The organism is Pedobacter antarcticus (genome assembly GCF_900103515.1).
Lineage (GTDB): Bacteria > Bacteroidota > Bacteroidia > Sphingobacteriales > Sphingobacteriaceae > Pedobacter > Pedobacter antarcticus.
This window is the reverse complement of sequence record NZ_FNGZ01000018.1, coordinates 12,816-32,597: the sequence shown is the minus strand read 5'-3', so window position 1 is coordinate 32,597 and position 19,782 is coordinate 12,816. Positions and strand designations below refer to the sequence as shown.

Below are 19,782 nucleotides of genomic sequence, written 5' to 3'. Positions count from 1 at the left end.
CAACCTTGTTTGTGCTGGTATTTAGCCAGCGTCGACGTTTGATATGAAGAAATACCTTGTGGCCTCGAATGGGGAAATCCTGTACGGTGATGGTGGAAAAAAAACCTTTAGATAGTAATTTCTCTCCATCAGGCACATTTGGAGTAGTATTAACTTCCTGCAAGTCCAAATGAAAAACGTCTTCTTCTTTCCGAACTCCCTTAAGTTCAAAAAAGTCAAGAATAAAATCTGGTAATAGTAAGCTTATTAAAGAATGGTAACCGTCCTGCATCAAGTAAGAAATCTAAAGCAACAAAGCTAAAAATATAAGAACTGATCCACAAGTTTTTGACTTGATCCCAAAAAGGCCTGATACTTCACAATGAAGTGTATCAGGCCTTTTTTGTTTCAGCTGTTTTTTTCAGCCGCTATTGAGTTTAGGTTTAATCAGCAGCTTTAGCGCTATATTTATCACTGAATTTTTTATCAAGTTGTTTATGCAGATTGTCCAGGTTAATAGAGCGACCCTGGATAAATGCTTTTTCAACATGGTTGGTTTTCATATCCAGTGCATCACCCGTCGAAATAAACAGGGTAGCATCCTTCCCTGTTTCAAGACTGCCCGTCTGCTTATCTATACCCAGTGCTTTTGCGGTATTTAAGGTAATTGCCGATAAAGCTTTCTCTTTATCCATTCCCCATGCCGCTGCAGTACCGGCCATGAAAGGCAGGTTTCTTTGCTGCCAGTAACCATTTATACTGATTACGACAGGAATTCCTGCAGCTGCCAGGATACCAGCATTTTTATACGGCAGATTCACATCATCATCAAGATTTGACGGCAACGCATGCGGCTGTTTCACAATCACACTGATCTGATTCGCTTTCAGGAAATCTATGACCCGATAGGCTTCTTCAGCTTCGACGATTACCGGTTTTATACCAAATGACTTGGCGAAATTAACAGCTGCTACTATATCTTTCTGACGATTAGCGGTGATAAATAATTGTTGTTTCCCATCAAATAAGTGCTTCATGGCAGCAAACCTGGTATTAATAACTGCATGTTTTTCCAATGTAGTATATGCCTGGGCTTCAGCGAAGAACTGCTGTAAATCGTTAACCGCCTTTTGTCTGGTTTCTTCAATCACCTGTGGAGTCATTGCTGTCCGCGGACCAAAACCTCTGGCACGTGGCGGTACAGGCCAGTTGATGTGTATAGCATCATCGGTGCGGATAGATGCATCTTCCCAGTTCCAGGCATCCAACTGCACTACAGAAGAAGTGCCGGCGATTGTGCCACCTTCTGGTGTAATCTGGGCCATTAGGATTCCATTACTTCTGAGCGTCGCAGGGACTTTGGAATCTGTATTGTAGGCGATTAATGACCTGATGTGAGGATTCATATTACCGATTTCATTGAAATCCAGTGTTGCTTTTACAGATTCAAATTCCGTTAAACCAAGGTTTGTTACTGGAGCTATAAAGCCCGGGTATATATGTTTACCCTGGGCCTGAATAATTTCTGCGCCTGCCTCTGTAGCGGGATTTGTGCCAACGCTCAGGATTTTGCCATTTTTAAAGACAATAGTTCCATTTTCGATTACCTGACCGTTACCAATATGGATTGTTCCGCCTGTAATGACAATAGTTTTATTTTGTTTCGGAGCAGGAGAAATGTTCGCCTGACCGAAAGCGTGTAAAGTGGCAAGGCCACTAAGCAATAATGTTGTAACGTATTTATTCATGGCTATGTGCTCCTTCCGTCAAATCAGCGCCTGTGATATAATCTTCCATAGATTCACAGTGATATAAAGTATGTGTTTCAGCAACCGGACGCTGTGTTTTTGCTCCTTTGTTTTTGCTGCTAATCATTTTTTGTACTAATCTGGATTTTTCTGCCTGCTGTGAGGTCCTTAGCTGCTCATCTTTGTCCATATCCCAGTAAGGAATACCGTCTACGAATGTCTTTTCAGCTCTTGCATAAATAGAAAGCGGGTGGTCTGACCAAATTACAATGTCAGCATCTTTACCAGGTTTCAAACTGCCCACATGTTGATCAATGTGCAGCATTTTGGCCGGGTTCAATGTCACAAACTTAAGTGCATCTTCTTCCGGCACACCACCATATAGTACTGATTTACCTGCTTCCTGGTTTAATCTGCGAGCCATTTCTGCATCATCAGAATTGAAAGCGGTAGTAATACCTACATTATGCATGATTTTTCCATTGTAAGGAATCGCTTCTGCGACCTCCATCTTGTAAGCCCACCAATCGGAGAAGGTGGAGGCATTGATACCACGAGCTTTCATTTTGTCGGCCACTTTATAACCTTCAAGAATATGTGTAAAGGTGTTGATCTTGAAGCCAAGACTATCTGCTACATGCATTAACATGTTGATCTCAGACTGTACATAAGAGTGGCAGGTAATGAATCTTTTATTATCCAGGATCTCAACGAGTGCATCTAGCTCAAGATCTCTTCTTACATTATTACCTTTTACTGCCAATGCATTTTTATATTCTCTTGCCCTTGTAAAGGCATCCACGAAAGTCTGTTCAACTCCCATTCTGGTTACTGGAAAACGTAAACCGCTGCCAAAGTTACTTTGCTTAACATTCTCTCCAAGAGCGAATTTAATAAAGCCATCACTTCCTGCGAATTTTAGTTCTTCCGCATTCTTTCCCCATCTTAATTTAATCAATTGTGCCTGTCCGCCAATAGCATTAGCTGAACCGTGCAGTATCTGAGACGTAGTGACACCACCAGCCAGCTGACGGTAGATGTTAACGTCTTCCGGGTTAATGACATCTGCAACTCTAACTTCAGAAGATACAGACTGTGCACCTTCGTTTATACCACCAGCAGCTGCAATATGAGAATGCTCGTCAATGATTCCAGGAGTGATATGTTTGCCTGTTGCATCAATTACTCTGGCCGACCCGGCAGAAAGCCCTTTGCCAACGGCTTTAATCTTGCCGTTTTCCAGTAATACATCTGCATTAGTCAGGATGCCATCTTTCTCATTAGTCCATACGGTCGCATTTTTCAAAAGAACTGCTTCTTGTTTAGGCGCAGTTTCACTACCGAATGCGGTAAATGGATAGATGATTTTCTCTGTGGTAACTGATGCCTGCGCGACAGCTGGAACTGCTTTCTCCGGATTAACTCCGGTATATTGTGCTGTCCATTGTCCTGTGGTGCCTGTCGAGGTTACTACTTCGCCATTCAGCTTAATGACAGGTGATGCTTCTGCTAAATATCCGCTTAATCTGATCTCTTCTGTTGCTGGTTTAGTCTGAGTAAAATTAAGCGTTACCCAATCTCCGTTTCTGGTGAAGCTGGCGTTAATCTTTTCAGTACCTTTTTCCAGTGAAGCAGTTTGTCCGCTGATTTTAAGTGTGTATGCATCACCACCATCGATTTTCAGCGCATAAATGCCACTGATATCACTAACATCCAGTTTACTGACAACGAATTTTTTGCCCTGAACCCAGTTTTCATAAATAATTGTGTTGTCTTTGAAGAGGTTTCCGGATGTAATCAGGAAGTTAGCCAGCTTGCCTTTTTCGAGGGATCCGGCTTTATCCTGAATACCAATCATGGCGGCTGGTGTTTCTGTGAGCGCCTGTAATGCTTGTTTCTCGGTAAGTCCATTAGCTATAGCGCTACGCAAGTTTGTCCAGAAGTCTTTCAGATTGTCAAGTCCAAACGCTGTTAAAGCAAACCTGATTCCTGCTTTTTCCAGGGCCGCCGGATTTGATGGTGCCATTTCCCATGCTTTCATCTGTGCAAGACTGATGTTTTTGGCTTCTACAGGATCTTCAACGTCATAAGCTTTAGTGAAGTTTAAAGGAACAATAAGACTCGCTCCGGTTGCTTTAACATCTGCAATACGTTGATATTCATCACCTGAAGATTTAATCAGATACTGTTTTCCGAATTCTTTTGCAATTGCAGAAGCACGGAGGACATTCTGCCATCCGTCAGTTTCAAATAATTGAGGTAATTGCTGCTGCTTATTAAAATCTTCCAGGGAGATGTTGAATTCTTCCTTTTGTTTACCATACCATTGCGCGTCGTAGTAAGTTTGTCTCAATAATGCAATAGCACCCATTAAAGAAGTTGGGTAGTCGTTTTTAGAGGAGCCCTTATTGAATGAATAGTTTGCCGCAGTCTGCGCTTTAAGGATCAGGTTATTGTCCCGGTCATCGTTTAAAGTTACTGCTGCCGATGTTCCCCGGGCAATACCGTCTCTGCTAATAACATTTACACTGCCGAATCCTGTTTTACGGAATTCGTCTGCTTTTTTCTGGTCTGCAGTAAAAATGTTTTTGACCTCTGTTTCAGGTCTGATGGCTTCATTCCAGTTATAAGCCCCGTTTTTGGTAGAAACGAAGATGGATTGTCTGCCAAAGCCAGGTGTAACCTGTGCTTCAGGAACCCCATAAGATGTAAATGGATCGATCAGCGACGGATAAATATATTTTCCTTTCAGGTCAATAACGACATATCCTTTTGGTACAGATATTCCTGTCCCGGCTGATTGAATGGTTTGGCCTTTTACCAGCAATGTACCATTGGTAATGGTCTGGCCGGCATTAACCACAATATTGGCATTCGTGAAAGCAAACATTCCCGGACGGTTATCAGAAGAACCATTCACCGGATAAGTTTGCTGCCCGGAAGCCAGCGCAGCAGAAAATACCAACGCGAGCGTAAGTAGATTTTTTATCATGTTTTTGTTGGATTGATTAGTGACATTAAAGCTAATTAAAAAAGGATTTTATAGCATTCTCTATCAACTTTATTACGCTATATTGGTATGATAATGCTGATTTAGGGTCATATTGACTGGAATTAAAGGTGCCGGCTGGCAAATCAGGATTTATTCCTTATTTTTGAAGAAAAAAGTTATGGGTATTTATGAAATCTTAAAAAGCGCTCACTCTGGATGGCGCTATCTGGTAATTATTCTTTTACTGGTTGCATTTGTCAATGCACTCATTGGTTATGCAGGTAAGAAACCTTACACTGAAGGTAACCGTAAACTGAATTTATTTACATTGATCAGTGCGCATATTCAGTTATTATTGGGCTTGGTTTTATATTTTATGCACGACTGGTACAGAGGCGATAGTGCGGTTGCTGCGCAGCGTTACTGGAAAATGGAACATATTGGAATGATGGTTTTGGCTATCGTCTTAATTACCGTCGGTAACTCAAGGGCTAAGAAAGCTGCGACAGATTTAATCAAGCACCGTTCGGTTTTCATGTACTTCGGATTGGCGCTATTATTGATTACTGCTGCTATCTTTGCAATGGTAAAAGCAGACCCAAGCCGCTCATTATTTGGCATGTAATATTTTTTACGAATTAATTTTGGTTTATTAGATTTATTTCTATTTTTGCTATTCATGATTTACAATAAACATACTTGGCAATGGCGTAGTGATTCTGCAAAGAGTTTCGTCGTATCCTTGTGTACCTTATAGTTTATCAACCTAAACCAAACCACACATAATTAACCCGGCGTATAACACGCCGGGTTTTTTTGTTTTTCAGCCATATGGAATCAATAGAAATCAAGACAATTTATAAAAAGAGATTAGCAGATGTAATCACACCAGTGAGTGTTTATCTGCGTTTGCGCGATGTATTTCCGAACACATTGCTGCTGGAAAGTTCAGACTATCACAGCAGGGAGAATTCCGTGAGTTATGTTTGTGCAGAACCGGTTGCGGGAATGATACTGCAGGATGGTAAATTAAATACCTATTTCCCAGATGGAAGGAAAGAAGAGAAAGAGGATTTCATTCTGACTGATGAAATAGAGACGTTTAAAGCTGTATTCAAAGCTGAACCTGTAGCAGATTCCCGCTATATATCGACTGGTTTATTTGGTTATTTTACCTGGAATACGGTACAACATTTCGAGGATATAAAGTTTACGGCGGTTTCGCCTGAGGCGGAGACTATCCCGTTGATGCAGTACCATATCTACAGGTACATTATCGCTATCGACCATTTTAAGAATGAGGTGACCTTATTCAAAAACAGTTTTGGCGGTGAAGAAGCCGGTGATCTGGAAAGAATTGAATACCTGATTCAAAATAAAAACTTTCCAGAGTATAATTTTGACACAATCGGGGAGGAAGAATCAAATCTCGATGATAATGGTTTTATGGCTATCGTTGAGAAAATGAAAAAGCATATCCTGCGGGGTGATGTTTTTCAGATAGTTCCTTCCAGAGCATACAAGCAAGGCTTCAAAGGAGACGAGTTTAACGTATACCGTTGTCTGCGGTCGATAAATCCTTCACCGTATCTTTTCTATTTTGATTATGGAAGTTTTAAACTTTTTGGTTCGTCCCCGGAAGCCCAGATTACCATTAATAAAGGGCAGGCAAATATTTTTCCGATAGCTGGTACGTTTAAGCGGACCGGTAATGATGAAGAGGATGCCGAAATTGCCCGTAAACTGGAGCAGGATCCGAAAGAAAGTGCAGAGCATGTGATGTTGGTCGATCTTGCCCGGAATGATCTGAGCAGACACTGTAATGGCGTTGAGGTTAAATCTTTTAAAGAGGTGCAATATTATTCTCACCTGATTCACCTTGTTTCGAAGGTCAGCGGTAATATGCAACCCGGTGTTTCTGCTTTTAAAGTAGTTGCTGATACGTATCCTGCCGGGACTTTAAGTGGCGCACCTAAATATAAGGCCATGCAGTTACTGGATGAATACGAAGGTTTAGGCAGAAATTTTTATGCTGGTGCAATAGGGTATATGGGTTTTGGCGGTGAATTTAACCATGCAATTATGATCAGGACATTTATGAGTAAGAATAACGAGTTGCACTACAGGGCAGGTGCTGGTATTGTTGCAGATTCTGTAGCAGTTAATGAACTGAATGAGGTAAATAATAAAATTGCTGCTCTGCGTAAAGCCATAGGAATGGCAAAAGAAATCATTTAATATGAATAGCGATATGCACAAGAAAGTATTGGTCATTGATAATTATGACTCCTTCACTTATAATTTAGTCCATCTGATTAACGAGTTGGGCTGGGAAGCGGTAGTGCTTCGTAATGATAAATTTGAAATTAAGGATTTGGCTCCCTATCATAAAATACTGTTATCGCCAGGCCCGGGAATACCGGCAGAAGCAGGGCTGTTGCTAGATGTAATCCGGACTTATGCCTCCGAAAAAAGCATTCTGGGTATTTGTCTGGGGCAACAGGCTATTGCAGAGGCCTTTGGTGGGTCTTTGCTGAACCTAGGACGTCCAATGCATGGAATTGCCACACCGGTTAGCGTGATCGATCCGGAAGAGTTACTGTTTAAAGATTGTCCAGAAGAAATTCAGGTTGGAAGATATCATTCCTGGGTTGTTAACCCTGCAGATTTGCCGGAATGTTTATTGGTAACGGCAACAGATAAGGATAATGAGATTATGGCACTGCGTCACCGGCAGTACGATGTGCGGGGCGTACAATTCCATCCGGAGAGCGTCCTTACAGCATATGGAAAAGAAATGATGAAAAACTGGTTAGAAAACTAATACGTCAATGAATATTTTAGATAAAATCGTAAACAGGAAGAAAGAAGAAGTTGCGGCAGCGAAAGAGAATGTTCCCGTTGCTGAACTAAAAAAAAGTAAATACTTTAACCGTATTCCTTATGTCCTGAAAGATTTCTTGCTTGATCCTGCTCGAACCGGAATTATTGCAGAATTCAAAAGACGCTCTCCTTCTAAAGGAGTAATTAACGCTTCTGCTTCTGTCAAAACTGTAACCCAGGGATATGCAGCAGCAGGAGTTGCTGCAATTTCTGTGCTAACTGATATAGATTTCTTTGGTGGGCACCCGGATGATCTACTGGAAGCAAGAGCGGTTAATGAGGTTCCTTTACTGCGTAAAGATTTCATAATTGATACTTATCAGATTTTGGAAGCTAAAGCATGGGGTGCTGATATTATTTTGCTGATCGCTGCAATTCTAACCCGGGATGAGATTATCAGTTTTGCTAAACTGGCGAAAGAATTAGGATTAAATGTTTTGCTCGAGGTTCATAATCTGGAGGAATTGGAAAAAAGTCTTTGTCCATTTATTGATGCCGTCGGGGTAAACAACAGAAATCTGGCCGATTTTACGGTCGATATCCGAACTTCTTTTGATCTTTTTCATCATATACCCGATGCATTTTTAAAAATCTCAGAAAGTGCGATTAGTGACCCGAAAACAATAATTGAATTGAAAGCCGCAGGTTTTAATGGATTCCTGATCGGTGAAAACTTTATGAAAACCGAAGATCCGGTTGCTGCCATTCAGACCTTCAGCTCCGCACTGATCTCGGTATAACTTTTGTATCTTTGTACTTTACATGGGAAAAGCGAAATTTTATGATACTGCGCTTAAACAGGAACGCGCTGTCCTGGTTGGCGTAATCAAGCCCGGAGAAAAGCCGGAACAAACTAAAGAATATCTGGACGAACTTGCATTTCTGGTAGATACTGCCGGTGGTGTCGTGGACCAGATTTTCACGCAAAAAATGCAACGTCCTGACCGGTCTACTTTTGTCGGCACAGGGAAATTAGAAGAGATTAAGGGTTATGTTCAGTCTGAGGAAATAGATATGGTCGTCTTTGATGATGAGCTTTCTCCTTCTCAGCTGAGAAATATTGAGCGGGAATTACAGGTGAAAATATTGGACAGAAGTAATCTGATCCTGGATATTTTTGCAGGTCGTGCCCAAACTGCGCAAGCGAAAACGCAGGTGGAGTTGGCACAGTTACAATATTTGTTGCCCAGGTTAACTCGTTTATGGACTCACCTTGAAAGACAAAAAGGTGGTATCGGTATGCGTGGACCCGGGGAAACGCAGATTGAGAGTGACAGAAGGATGATTCTGGAAAAGATTTCCTTATTAAAGGAGCGTCTCAAATTAATTGACAAACAGAATGAAACGCAGCGTAAAAACCGTGCTCAACTCATTCGGGTTGCCCTTGTTGGTTATACAAATGTGGGTAAGTCTACGATTATGAACATGCTGGCGAAATCGGAAGTATTTGCTGAAAACAAGCTTTTTGCGACGCTGGATACTACTGTTCGTAAAGTCGTCATTGATAATTTGCCTTTTTTGCTCTCTGATACGGTTGGATTTATCCGAAAATTGCCACATCATCTGGTAGAATGTTTCAAATCGACACTGGACGAAGTCCGTGAAGCCGATATCCTGATTCATGTGGTTGACGTATCACATGAGAGTTTTGAGGACCAGATTAATGTAGTTAATGAAACTTTGCAGGAACTTGGTGCAAGAGATAAGGACACGATAATGGTCTTTAATAAAATAGATGCTTATGTGAGTCCGGAAGGTGAAGAAGATGAGAATGGTGAGCGTAAAACTTTGACGCTTGAAGATTTCAAAAAAAGCTGGATGGCACAGCATAATGCGCCTGCTTTATTTATTTCTGCACTCCATAAAGAGAATCTGGAAGAATTCAAACAACTATTATACGATAAGGTAATTGCGGTGCATACTGCGAGATACCCATATGATAGTTTATTATATTAATAACAAAGAAGTGATAGAATATGGAAAGTAAACGTCAACAGAAATTTGCTGGGGTGCTGCAGGAAGAATTAGCGACTATATTTCAGCGGGAAGGAGCAGAATACTTGCCCAATACACTGGTTACGATTACTAAAGTGCGCGTATCTCCGGATCTTGCGGTAGCTAAGGTATATCTGAGTTTTCTGAATACAAACGAGACATCAATCTCTATTGCGACTGTTAATTCGCATGCAGGAGAGATCCGTTATAAACTCGGGGCACGTATCCGCCATCAGGTGAGGGTTGTGCCATCTCTTACTTTCTTTTTGGACGATACGAATATCTATGTTGAGCATATGGACAAGATTTTCGATAAAATTTCCAGGGAACGTAAGGAGCAGCCTGATTCGGAAGACGAATCTGAATAAGCTCATATTATTTAATGTTTTGGAGACCCCATCAATAGGGGTCTCCGGAATCAATCAAAAGTACAGCGAGTTTAATGCGCAGATTTTTTCAACTATTTGCCTTGCTGGATGTGGTTAGTATCTTCTTACTGATGCCACAAATCTGGATGGTAATCAATAATGTTTCATCTCTGGAACAAACATCATTCGGGTTTATTAGAGTAGGGATGACAGTCTTACTTTTTATTTCATTGTTTTTTAGTGCAGTGCAACTTTACAGGTTCCGGAAAAAAGGAATAATTGTATATTATTTTCAATTTCCATTTAGAATTATCTGCTGGGTATTTTCTATAGGGTTTATAACCCTAATCCCTCAGTTGTTTGATCTGGGAGAATATGCTCCGGGAATACTATTAAGGATTTGTATGGGGGCTGAGTTTTTTAGATTATATTATCTGCTTCAAGCACACAGAAAAGCATTTAGAATGCCGTTTGAGAATGGTATCGAAACAATTGATAGGGCTAAATAATAATATAGGTATAAACTATGGTGTTTCGTATTCCAGAAGATGAACTCGTTTTTCCAGATCCCGGGCTTGCGGAAGATGATGGGCTGCTGGGTATCGGGGGCGACTTAAGTGTGGAAAGATTGCTGCTTGCTTATACGAACGGCATTTTTCCCTGGTTCAGCGAGGGTGATCCTATTTGCTGGTATTCGCCACCCGAGCGCTGCGTCATTTTTCCAGCACATATAAAAATTAGTAAAAGTATGCGGAAGATAGCGCGGGATGGGATATTCAGGGTAAGCCGAAACGAAGCTTTCCGGGAGGTAATCGCCAATTGTGCACAAAGTCCGAGAAAGGATCAGGATGGTACCTGGATTACAAATGAAATGCAAAATGCTTATGTAGCATTACATGAGGCAGGCCATGCACATAGTATCGAAGTCTGGCAGGACGATAAGCTTGCCGGTGGTTTATACGGATTGGAGATAAATGGTTGTTTCTGTGGGGAGAGTATGTTTAGCTTGAAAAGTAATGCCTCTAAAACTGCCCTGATCTGGTTGTGCACCAACCCGGCCTACCGATTGGTAGATTGCCAGATACAGAATGATCATTTGATGAGCATGGGCGCAGAAATGATCTCCAGGTCAGCATATCTTAGTTTGCTGAAGAAGTCCGGATATTAATTGAGGATCTCTTTAATATCTTCTTTACTGAGTGATTTGAAGAAGCTTTCTTCTGTAGTGATCAATGAGCTTGCCAGTCTTTTTTTGCGGTTCTGTAAGGCCAGGATCTTTTCTTCAACGGTATCCTTCGCAATAAACTTATAGATGAATACTTTTTTATCCTGCCCGATCCGGTGTGATCTGTCAATCGCCTGTTGTTCGACAGCTGGGTTCCACCAGGGATCCAGTATAAATACATAATCTGCCTGGGTCAGGTTCAACCCGACTCCTCCTGCTTTAATGGAGATCAGAAATACTTTAAGGTCTTTGTTCTCCTGAAATTCAGCAACAATCTCCCCGCGGTTTTTGGTTCCCCCATCAAGGTATGCGAAGGGGATGTTCTCCTTTTCAAAGTGCATTCTGAAGAGCTGCAGGTGTTTTACAAACTGGGAAAAAATAAGGACTTTATGACCTCCTTTTAATACGTTGTCCAGTGTGTAAACCACGTTCTTAAATTTTCCTGACTCTCCTGTATAAGTATCATCGATCATGCCCGGGTGGTTGGCCAATTGACGCAACGCGGTAAGGCCCTGCAAAAGCTGAACTTGCTTTTTAGCATAGGTTCCATCGTCCATACTGCTGAGTAGATCGTTCCTATAGGCAGATTTGGTTTCTTCATAGGCTGCTGCCTGATCTTCTGTCATATCACAATAGAAAATCTGCTCGGTTTTGGCTGGAAGTTCTTCTGCTACTTGTTCCTTGGTTCTTCTCAATACGAAAGGCTTGATAATTGCCTGAAGTTTTCTGGCTTTTTCTTCATCTTTCTTCTTTTCAATGGCCTGGACATACTCCTCATTAAAAAACGATTGTGTTCCCAGTAATCCTGGATTTAAGAAGGTCAGCTGCGTCCATAGATCGCCAACTGAATTCTCGACAGGAGTACCACTCAAAATTAATTTATTTCTTGATTTAAGCTGGCGAACGGACTTAAATGATTTGGATGAAGGGTTTTTAATATTCTGACTTTCGTCAAGAATAATGTAATTGAAATAGAATTCTTGCAGTTCGTGAACGTCTACACGCGTAATTCCATAAGTTGTAATCACGATATCATAATCAATAAAATGGCTGACGTCTTTTATTCTGGAGCTCCCGGTATGTGCCAGGATTTTAAGCTTTGGGGTAAATTTCTTTGCTTCCGCCAGCCAATTGTAAATCAGGGACGTAGGCATGATAATTAAGGAAGTGCTATGCGTTTGCTGCTGCTGGTCCTCTTCTTTGAGTTTCTGCAGCATCGCGAGCGTCTGAATAGTCTTACCTAAACCCATATCGTCTGCAAGGCAGCCGCCGAAGTTATATTCACGGAGAAAACCAAACCAGTTGTAGCCAGCTTTCTGATAACTTCTGAGCTCACCTTTAAAGTGTACAGGCATCTGGGTATCTGCGATGTTTTCAAAGTTATTCAGTTTTTGCAACTTACGCTGAAGGGTGACGTTAGCAATACCGTCTTCAGCGAGGTCATTAATCAGACCGATATGATGTTTTTTCAGTTTAAGCGATTTACTGCCATCTGAAAGGCTGAACAGACTACCATATTGTGAGAACCATTTTTCAGGAATAATGGCTATTGTTCCGTCAGGTAACAGATATTCTCTCTTTTTGTGCAGAATGTGTTGTTTCAGCGCAATAAAAGGAACTGCTTGTGAACCGAAGTAAACAATCGCATTGATATCAAACCAGTCATTATCTTCGAGCACCTCAAAATCAATTTTACTGCTTGCAAATAAAAACTTTTTATGGGCCGCTGATTGTTCTATAGTATACCCATTGTGTTCCAGTTGCTGAATATGTTCATTTACCCAGTTTAGCAAGGCATAAGACTCATCTTCTCCCTCGGGAGCGGGATTAAGTTCCAGATTATAAAATACGGGGCTGACTTTTTTAAGTCCCATCTTAGTCAGTTCGTTATATCTTGATTTTTCCCAGGCAGTGTCTCTTTTAACGCGGGTGAAAATATAATTATTCTCTTCTTTCCTGACGTGTACGGTTACTTTTTTCTCATCTCCAAGGCTGAACACAAATTCACCATATCTGAAGTATAACTGTAACTGGGAAACTCCGGACTCTACATAGATTACTTTAAGAAATGCTGTCGGCTGGTGTTTTTCGGTGCGGATATCGAAGCCTTCTGCATATACATGGTATTTTTCTATCAGCGGGGCGACAAATTTCTCAAAATAAGTTTCTTCTTTAGCAGTGGGTATCGTGATAAACCTTTTTTGAAGGAAGGGTAAAAGCTTCTTGCCTTCCATATCTTGCTCAAAGAAGTAAAGGATATCATTCAACAGCATCCATGCTGGATGATTACTAACCAGTTGCGCATCTTTGAACATGAAATCAATTCTCATGCCCTGATATTTTATCGTTGGGAAATATCTGGTTTCTGTTTCGTTTCTTCTGAAATGGAAAAGGATTGAGGCGGGCTCAATGGCCATCTCTATTCTTCTTTCCGCAGGCCAACCGTCTTTATCCATCAGGTAGAGGGATTCTGTGTCTTTCAGAATCTCAAGAACCTCAGCTAATCGTTTTTCAATTCGCGGGCGGACCTGATTATAGAATTTTTCATCGTAGAATTTACTGAAGAACTCAAAAGGACGGATTACTTTTTTATAATACTTTTTAATTACGTGATCCTGTTCAGTCTCATCCAGTATTTTAATAATACGGAGATCTGTTTCTGAAAGATGCTTGCTGAATTCTCCAGCTGTATGACTGAAAAGGCGCTGGTAAGTAAGCGAGAAATCTCCCTGCGGATTTAATTGAACGATATGAGGTTCAATCAGATAGCCTAAGTATTCATGCTTGCACAATGAATATACGATTTTGCAGGGTTTAGAACTATCTACGCGGAGCATGTATAAATTATTAAAACGACGGAATTATAAGCTTATAAAATCTTAAACATACGTCAAATTTGATTTGCTGTCAAATCGATTGTCTATAAAGATGGTTTTTTAATCTTTTTTGTCGTGTTATTACGGGCGTTGGTCGGAATTATCTTGCTGCTGGTATAATATCGAATAATCTACTGCAACGTATCAGGGGGTATTGCGTCTTATCTACAGAACATTTAATTACAACGGTTTGAAAAAGCCATAAAAAAAATAACATGAAAACACGTATTCAAATCTTAATGGGTGCTGCCGTTGCCGCCCTGCTAACAATCAGTTCAGTTAATGTTAATGCCGCAGTTAAATTACCTGCGATGGAAAGTTTAACCTTGAAAACCGACGTCAAAAAAGTAGTCGTTAAAGGGAATGTCCGTGTTACACTGATGCAGAGTAATCATGAATGGGTTACTATGGACGAAAATGATCTCGATAAAGTATCAGTAAGTCAGTTTGGCGATATCCTGACCATCAGCTCGAATGAGGCTGAGCCTGTAGAGGTTATTGTGCATGTGAATGACATTTACAGAATTGATGCATCCGATAAAGCTGTCGTGAATACACAGGGTAATCTGAAACTACAGAATCTGCAGATCTTCCTTCGTGATCAGGCTGTTGCGAGAGTTAATACAGTTACAGAGAGCTTATATACACTTGTCGATAGTGATGCAAACCTGGTTCTGCGTGGCAGTACAGAAAGCCATACGGTAAATTATGCGGCTTTGAATAATGTTAATATGACTAAATTTACTGCAGCTAAAACCAAAAAAGTTGGCCAGATAAATTTCCTTGCAATGCAATAATCGCCAGAGCCAGAGAAAAAGGGAAGTCAAGGTATGACCTCCCTTTTTTTGTTTTATTTGAGGTCGAACTTTATACCTTGGGCTAAAGGTAAAGTATCCGCATAATTGATTGTATTAGTTTGCCTGCGCATATATCCTTTCCAGGCATCGGAGCCACTTTCCCGGCCTCCGCCAGTTTCTTTCTCTCCCCCAAAAGCACCACCGATTTCCGCACCCGATGTTCCGATGTTAACATTGGCAATCCCACAATCGGAGCCGGCAGCCGATAAGAAAAGCTCGGCTTCCCTGAGATTAAGAGTCATAATCGCAGAAGATAGTCCTTGAGGTACTCCATTCTGCAGTGCAATAGCTTCTTCCAGGGTTTTATAGCGAATCAGATACAGGATAGGGGCGAAAGTTTCTTCCTGCACGATCTGGAAATGATTTTCTACTTCTGCCACACAGGGGCTGACATAACATCCCGATTCATACCCGGAACCAGTGAGTTCGTGGCCTTCGACAATAAATCGGGCTCCTTCCTGCCGTCCTTTTTCTATAGCCTCTAAAAAGGTCCTAACTGCTTCTTTGTCAATCAGCGGACCTACGTGATTTTGCTGGTCCAATGGGTCGCCGATACGTAACTGGTCATATGCACCGATTAGCTTTTGCTTAAATTCTTCGTAGATGTCCTCCTGAATAATGAGTCGTCTTGTTGAAGTGCAACGTTGACCGGCAGTACCGACTGCACCAAATACGGCTCCAATCACGGACATTTTAAGGTCTGCCTCTTTAGAAATGATAATTGCATTATTACCGCCAAGTTCTAATATTGTCTTTCCAAACCTGCTGGCTACAGCTCCGGCTACTATTTTGCCGACACGCGTGGACCCGGTGAATGACACAAGCGGGATTCTGCGATCTTCATTGATCAGGTTACCAGATGTGTTTCCTATCAATAACGAACTAATTCCTTCCGGCATTTCATTTTTCTTCAAAACTCCGGCTAAAATATGCTGACAGGCAATTGCGCAAAGGGGTGTTTTTGAAGATGGTTTCCAAACACAGACGTTCCCGCAGATGAGTGCTAGTGCTGCATTCCAGCTCCATACAGCGACTGGAAAATTAAATGCAGAGATGATTCCTACGATACCCAGCGGATGCCACTGCTCGTACATTCTATGATTTGGTCTTTCGGAGTGCATGGTTAATCCATAAAGCTGGCGGGAGAGTCCGACGGCAAAATCACAGATATCTATCATCTCCTGAACCTCGCCTAATCCTTCTTGCAGACTCTTTCCCATCTCGTAGGAAACCAATGTTCCAAGATCATTCTTCTTCGCCCTCAACTCTTCTCCAAGCTGGCGGACTATTTCACCGCGTTTAGGTGCGGGAATACTTCGCCATAGCGGAAAAGCTTCGCTGGCCTGCTGAATGACTTTCTCATAATCTGAAGGTGTTGCTGTTTGAACTGCTGCTATTTTTTCTCCGTTTGCAGGTGAAAAGCTTTCGATGATCTTATCTTGCGTTGATCCGCCCCACTGGCTGCCTGTACTGTAAGCTGGATTGAGTTCCTGAATGCCCAAATTACTTAAAATCTGTGTAATAGAATTTTGCATAATGAATGGATGTTGGTTTATACAAATCAACAAAAAAAATATTGGCTAAGCGATTTCTTTACCTGTAGATTACTGGAGTTAACTTAAGGATGACGTTCTTTGCATAAAGTTCTGCTCCCGTCTGTCCGGCACATAATTAGTGTCCGTTGCTAAATTTTTTGGTTTAGCTAAATTTAATATTATCAACTAATTACGTTCAGGATTGTTTGAATGTTGAAAATTATTTGGTAAAAGCCTAAACAATACTGTCAACTTATACTGTATTTTAGACCTGGGGAGCTGTTCTTTAATTATTCAATACAATGGAAGAGGAATTTTACTTTGATTTTAGCGATGATGCGCAGCGTTCTGTAGAACGTTACGAAGAGATGATAAGGAACCAGGATCAGTATTTTTTTGATGCCCAGGCTTTTGAGAACATTATCGATTATTATATAGAAAAGAGCGATCCGGTAAAGGCTTTGCAGGTAATAGAATATGCCTTGAGTCAGCATCCTTATGCCGCAGTTTTTCTGATTAAGCAAGCACAGTTGTTTTTTATCACAGATCAGAATGAAAGAGCATTCTTTTCTTTGCAGAAAGCAGAAATGCTGGAAGCTTCGGAATCGGAAATTTACATTCTTCGTGGAAATATCTATAATAGCCTTGAACGTTACGCCGAGGCCCTTGAGAATTTTCAGATCGCATTGACGTTCGCCGAAACTACTGATGAGATCCTGCTGCATATCGCATATGTTTATCAGAATATGCTCGACTATGAAAGTGCGATCAAATATATCAAGCAGAGTCTTGAACAGAATATGGAAAATAAGGATGGACTCTATGAACTGGCATTCTGTTATGATATTCTGGACAAACAAGAAGAAAGTATTCAGTTCTATCAGGAATATATTGACAATGATCCCTATTCTTACGCTGCCTGGTATAATCTGGCAAACTCGTATCATAAACTCGACTTGTTCGAAAAAGCGATTGATGCCTATGATTATGCGATTCTGATTAAGGATAATTTTGCATCTGCTTATTACAATAAAGGGAATGCTTTAGTACAGCTGGACCGCTACGCAGAGGCTATAGAGGTTTATAAACAAACCTGGGAATACGAAAAACCTAATGCAGATACTTATTGTGCTATCGGTGAATGCTACGAGAAACTCGAGCGTATGGATGAGGCACGTGCTTATTATAAGAAATCTGTCAAAATGGATCCCAAACTTGCAGATGCGTGGTTCGGAATCGGTGTAACGCTAAACGCTGAAGAACGCTATTTTGAGTCTCTCCATTTTTACAAAAAAGCACTAGAGCTGGATGCAGAGAATCCAGACTTCTGGTTCGCTATGGCCGATGCTTATTATAAGCTAAACCAGATCGAGCAGTCAGTGGAGGCTTATTATAAAGTTTTGGAATATAATCCGCTTGACATTGAGGCATGGCTGGATTTTTCTACTGTTCTATACGAACAGGGCCGGACGCTGGAAGCCTCGGAAACTATAGCTGAAGGAATAAAAAACAATCCTGATGCGGCCGAGCTTTATTACCGGATGGTAGCTTATCTTTTTGCACTCGGTGAGAACAGCGATGCTATCGCTTACCTGGAAACGGCTTTAGTAACAGATCCGGAGAAACATTATATTTTATTTGAATATTTACCTCAGTTACAAGACAACAGAGCAATTATCGCCGTTATAAACAGATATATAAAATAGCTGAACGGGTTTTTTTTATACTGATCAGAATTTCCTGTTTTTTTTTTCACCTTTGCAGCAGATATGAATTACCCATTAAACAATATTCCGGAACGTCCAGTTAAACCACGCCAGAGTGGAATCACCATGGTGATGGATAAAGGACTCAGCTTAAGACAAACAGAAGATTTTATCGACGTTGCAGGCATCCATTCAGACATTGTAAAGCTCGGATGGGCAACATCCTTTGTTACCCCCAAATTAAAAGAAAAACTAGCTATATACCGCGATGCAGGCCTTCCTACTTATTTTGGAGGCACTTTATTTGAAGCATTTGTGGTGCGTAACCAGTTCGAAGATTATATTCGTGTTCTCGAGCAATTCGGAATGGAATATGCAGAGGTTTCCGATGGTTCAATTGAGTTGGAACATGATCGTAAATGTGAGTATATCCGTCAGTTATCTAAATATGTAACTGTAATTTCAGAAGTAGGCTCTAAAGATGCAACCAAGATATTTGCACCATATAAGTGGATCAAACTGATGAATGCTGAAATAGAAGCCGGTTCATGGAAGGTAATCGCTGAAGCACGTGAGGGAGGAAATGTTGGAATTTACAGAGGGTCAGGCGAAGTCCGTGAGGGCCTTGTCGATGAGATTCTTACGCAGATCCCAGCAGAGACCATTATTTGGGAAGCTCCTCAGAAAGAACAGCAGGTCTGGTTTATCAAGTTAATAGGTAGCAATGTGAATCTTGGTAATATCGCTCCTTCGGAAGTTATCCCATTGGAAACTATTCGCTTAGGATTAAGAGGAGATACTTTTGACTACTTTCTGAACGCCGTTAAGTAACAAAAATACATGAGAACTTTTGGACTGATTGGATATCCGCTTGGACATTCTTTTTCAAAAAAATATTTCACTGAACAATTTCAGCGGGAAAAGATTACTGATAGCAGCTACGAACTTTTTCCATTGGAAAATATAAATGAGATAGCCGAATTACTGGATACCCAATCAGGATTGAAAGGCCTCAATGTAACCATTCCCTATAAATTACAGGTTATGCCATTTCTGGACGAGCTCGACCAGGCTGCTGAGAAAATAGGCGCAGTAAATTGTATCTCAATTACTGACGTAGCCGGAAAAAGGCATCTTAAAGGATTTAATACTGATGCCTATGGATTTGAGTGCTCCATTAAGCCTTTTTTACAACCACATCATACCCATGCTTTGATTTTAGGAGACGGGGGCGCTGCTCAGGCGGTTAAATATGTGCTTGATAATTTAGGTGTCATCTGGAAATCGGTGTTGCGTAAACCAGCAGATAATGCCTTGTTGTTTAGCGACCTTAATGCCGAAATGATGAAACAGTATCAGATTATCATTAATACGACTCCCTTAGGAACATTTCCTGCAATAGAAACAGCTCCCGAGATTCCCTATGAGTTCCTGACTAATCAGCATCTTGCGTATGATCTGGTTTATAATCCCGAGATCACAACTTTCCTACGTCTCGCGGCTGAAAAAGGGGCTGCTATTAAGAATGGTAAAGAAATGCTTGAACTTCAGGCCGACCGTTCCTGGTATATCTGGAACAATTAACAATATGATTCCACAGCTCTCGTTATCAAATTTA

The 19,782-nt window shown here is 41.1% G+C and carries 17 protein-coding genes; 12 read left to right on the top strand and 5 right to left on the bottom strand.

The features are described 5' to 3' along the window. The 3 genes from BLR53_RS20115 to BLR53_RS19460 all read right to left on the bottom strand — a co-directional run. Positions 1-271 (bottom strand): ISAon1 family transposase N-terminal region protein (locus tag BLR53_RS20115; protein ID WP_074591846.1); only part of this gene is annotated, 271 nt, incomplete at its 3' end. 151 nt (positions 272-422) lie between these two features. Next, entirely contained in the window at positions 423-1,727 is a 1,305-nt protein-coding gene (locus tag BLR53_RS19465) for an amidohydrolase family protein (RefSeq protein WP_074591845.1), read from the bottom strand. After that, positions 1,720-4,719, bottom strand: coding sequence for an amidohydrolase family protein (locus BLR53_RS19460; RefSeq protein ID WP_074591844.1), 3,000 nt, complete (start codon positions 4,717-4,719; stop codon positions 1,720-1,722). The genes BLR53_RS19465 and BLR53_RS19460 overlap by 8 nt, the downstream gene beginning before the upstream one ends. A gap of 163 nt (positions 4,720-4,882) precedes the next feature. On the opposite strand from BLR53_RS19460, the gene BLR53_RS19455 reads away from it, so the two are divergent. The 8 genes from BLR53_RS19455 to aat all read left to right on the top strand — a co-directional run bounded on the left by BLR53_RS19455 (position 4,883) and on the right by aat (position 11,133). After that, the gene (locus tag BLR53_RS19455) at positions 4,883-5,344 is read left to right on the top strand and encodes a cytochrome B (protein ID WP_316930963.1); all 462 of its coding nucleotides are present in this window, start codon (positions 4,883-4,885) and stop codon (positions 5,342-5,344) included. A gap of 206 nt (positions 5,345-5,550) precedes the next feature. Next, positions 5,551-6,957: an anthranilate synthase component I family protein gene (locus tag BLR53_RS19450; RefSeq protein WP_037437739.1), complete on the top strand. Its 1,407-nt coding sequence runs from the start codon at positions 5,551-5,553 to the stop codon at positions 6,955-6,957. 13 nt (positions 6,958-6,970) lie between these two features. Then, complete coding sequence (locus tag BLR53_RS19445; RefSeq protein ID WP_037437751.1) at positions 6,971-7,543, top strand: anthranilate synthase component II; 573 nt, start codon at positions 6,971-6,973, stop codon at positions 7,541-7,543. 7 nt (positions 7,544-7,550) lie between these two features. Further along, on the top strand, positions 7,551-8,342 hold the full coding sequence (trpC, locus tag BLR53_RS19440) for an indole-3-glycerol phosphate synthase TrpC (RefSeq protein ID WP_074591843.1): 792 nt from the start codon (positions 7,551-7,553) through the stop codon (positions 8,340-8,342). 22 nt (positions 8,343-8,364) lie between these two features. After that, the gene (hflX, locus tag BLR53_RS19435; protein WP_037437737.1) at positions 8,365-9,558 is read left to right on the top strand and encodes a GTPase HflX; all 1,194 of its coding nucleotides are present in this window, start codon (positions 8,365-8,367) and stop codon (positions 9,556-9,558) included. A 20-nt stretch (positions 9,559-9,578) separates the two neighbouring features. Then, positions 9,579-9,965 carry a 30S ribosome-binding factor RbfA gene (gene rbfA, locus BLR53_RS19430; RefSeq protein ID WP_037437736.1) on the top strand — a complete coding sequence of 129 codons (387 nt, stop codon included), beginning with the start codon at positions 9,579-9,581 and terminating at the stop codon, positions 9,963-9,965. A gap of 74 nt (positions 9,966-10,039) precedes the next feature. Next, entirely contained in the window at positions 10,040-10,474 is a 435-nt protein-coding gene (locus BLR53_RS19425) for a hypothetical protein (protein ID WP_143007919.1), read from the top strand. 17 nt (positions 10,475-10,491) lie between these two features. Further along, positions 10,492-11,133 carry a leucyl/phenylalanyl-tRNA--protein transferase gene (aat, locus tag BLR53_RS19420; protein ID WP_037437734.1) on the top strand — a complete coding sequence of 214 codons (642 nt, stop codon included), beginning with the start codon at positions 10,492-10,494 and terminating at the stop codon, positions 11,131-11,133. Here aat and BLR53_RS19415 read toward each other — a convergent pair. Further along, positions 11,130-14,027 (bottom strand): DEAD/DEAH box helicase, encoded by a 2,898-nt coding sequence (locus tag BLR53_RS19415; protein ID WP_074591841.1) that lies wholly within the window; start codon positions 14,025-14,027, stop codon positions 11,130-11,132. The two genes, aat and BLR53_RS19415, sit on opposite strands and share 4 nt — an antisense overlap. A 254-nt stretch (positions 14,028-14,281) precedes the next feature. Between BLR53_RS19415 and BLR53_RS19410 the strand changes: the two genes are divergently transcribed. Continuing rightward, on the top strand, positions 14,282-14,863 hold the full coding sequence (locus BLR53_RS19410) for a GIN domain-containing protein (protein WP_074591840.1): 582 nt from the start codon (positions 14,282-14,284) through the stop codon (positions 14,861-14,863). 53 nt (positions 14,864-14,916) lie between these two features. On the opposite strand, the gene amaB is transcribed toward BLR53_RS19410, so the two are convergent. After that, positions 14,917-16,458 carry an L-piperidine-6-carboxylate dehydrogenase gene (gene amaB / locus BLR53_RS19405; RefSeq protein WP_074591839.1) on the bottom strand — a complete coding sequence of 514 codons (1,542 nt, stop codon included), beginning with the start codon at positions 16,456-16,458 and terminating at the stop codon, positions 14,917-14,919. Positions 16,459-16,760: 302 nt separating this feature from the next. Here amaB and BLR53_RS19400 point away from each other — a divergent pair, with 302 nt between their 5' ends. The 3 genes from BLR53_RS19400 to BLR53_RS19390 all read left to right on the top strand — a co-directional run bounded on the left by BLR53_RS19400 (position 16,761) and on the right by BLR53_RS19390 (position 19,748). After that, complete coding sequence (locus BLR53_RS19400) at positions 16,761-18,164, top strand: tetratricopeptide repeat protein (protein ID WP_037437730.1); 1,404 nt, start codon at positions 16,761-16,763, stop codon at positions 18,162-18,164. Between the two features lie 63 nt (positions 18,165-18,227). Further along, the gene (locus tag BLR53_RS19395) at positions 18,228-18,995 is read left to right on the top strand and encodes a phosphosulfolactate synthase (RefSeq protein ID WP_037437728.1); all 768 of its coding nucleotides are present in this window, start codon (positions 18,228-18,230) and stop codon (positions 18,993-18,995) included. 9 nt (positions 18,996-19,004) lie between these two features. Further along, on the top strand, positions 19,005-19,748 hold the full coding sequence (locus tag BLR53_RS19390; RefSeq protein ID WP_074591838.1) for a shikimate dehydrogenase family protein: 744 nt from the start codon (positions 19,005-19,007) through the stop codon (positions 19,746-19,748). Positions 19,749-19,782: the final 34 nt, after the last annotated feature.

Bases quoted from the DNA above. Each gene is read 5' to 3' on its own strand.
- trpC (WP_074591843.1), top strand. From the start codon at position 7,551: ATGAATATTTTAGATAAAATCGTAAACAGGAAGAAAGAAGAAGTTGCG.
- BLR53_RS19460 (WP_074591844.1), bottom strand. From the start codon at position 4,719: ATGATAAAAAATCTACTTACGCTCGCGTTGGTATTTTCTGCTGCGCTG.
- BLR53_RS19450 (WP_037437739.1), top strand. From the start codon at position 5,551: ATGGAATCAATAGAAATCAAGACAATTTATAAAAAGAGATTAGCAGAT.
- BLR53_RS19390 (WP_074591838.1), top strand. From the start codon at position 19,005: ATGAGAACTTTTGGACTGATTGGATATCCGCTTGGACATTCTTTTTCA.
- hflX (WP_037437737.1), top strand. From the start codon at position 8,365: ATGGGAAAAGCGAAATTTTATGATACTGCGCTTAAACAGGAACGCGCT.
- BLR53_RS19410 (WP_074591840.1), top strand. From the start codon at position 14,282: ATGAAAACACGTATTCAAATCTTAATGGGTGCTGCCGTTGCCGCCCTG.
- BLR53_RS19465 (WP_074591845.1), bottom strand. From the start codon at position 1,727: ATGAATAAATACGTTACAACATTATTGCTTAGTGGCCTTGCCACTTTA.
- aat (WP_037437734.1), top strand. From the start codon at position 10,492: ATGGTGTTTCGTATTCCAGAAGATGAACTCGTTTTTCCAGATCCCGGG.
- rbfA (WP_037437736.1), top strand. From the start codon at position 9,579: ATGGAAAGTAAACGTCAACAGAAATTTGCTGGGGTGCTGCAGGAAGAA.
- BLR53_RS19425 (WP_143007919.1), top strand. From the start codon at position 10,040: ATGCGCAGATTTTTTCAACTATTTGCCTTGCTGGATGTGGTTAGTATC.
- BLR53_RS19395 (WP_037437728.1), top strand. From the start codon at position 18,228: ATGAATTACCCATTAAACAATATTCCGGAACGTCCAGTTAAACCACGC.
- BLR53_RS19400 (WP_037437730.1), top strand. From the start codon at position 16,761: ATGGAAGAGGAATTTTACTTTGATTTTAGCGATGATGCGCAGCGTTCT.
- BLR53_RS19445 (WP_037437751.1), top strand. From the start codon at position 6,971: ATGCACAAGAAAGTATTGGTCATTGATAATTATGACTCCTTCACTTAT.
- BLR53_RS19415 (WP_074591841.1), bottom strand. From the start codon at position 14,027: ATGCTCCGCGTAGATAGTTCTAAACCCTGCAAAATCGTATATTCATTG.
- amaB (WP_074591839.1), bottom strand. From the start codon at position 16,458: ATGCAAAATTCTATTACACAGATTTTAAGTAATTTGGGCATTCAGGAA.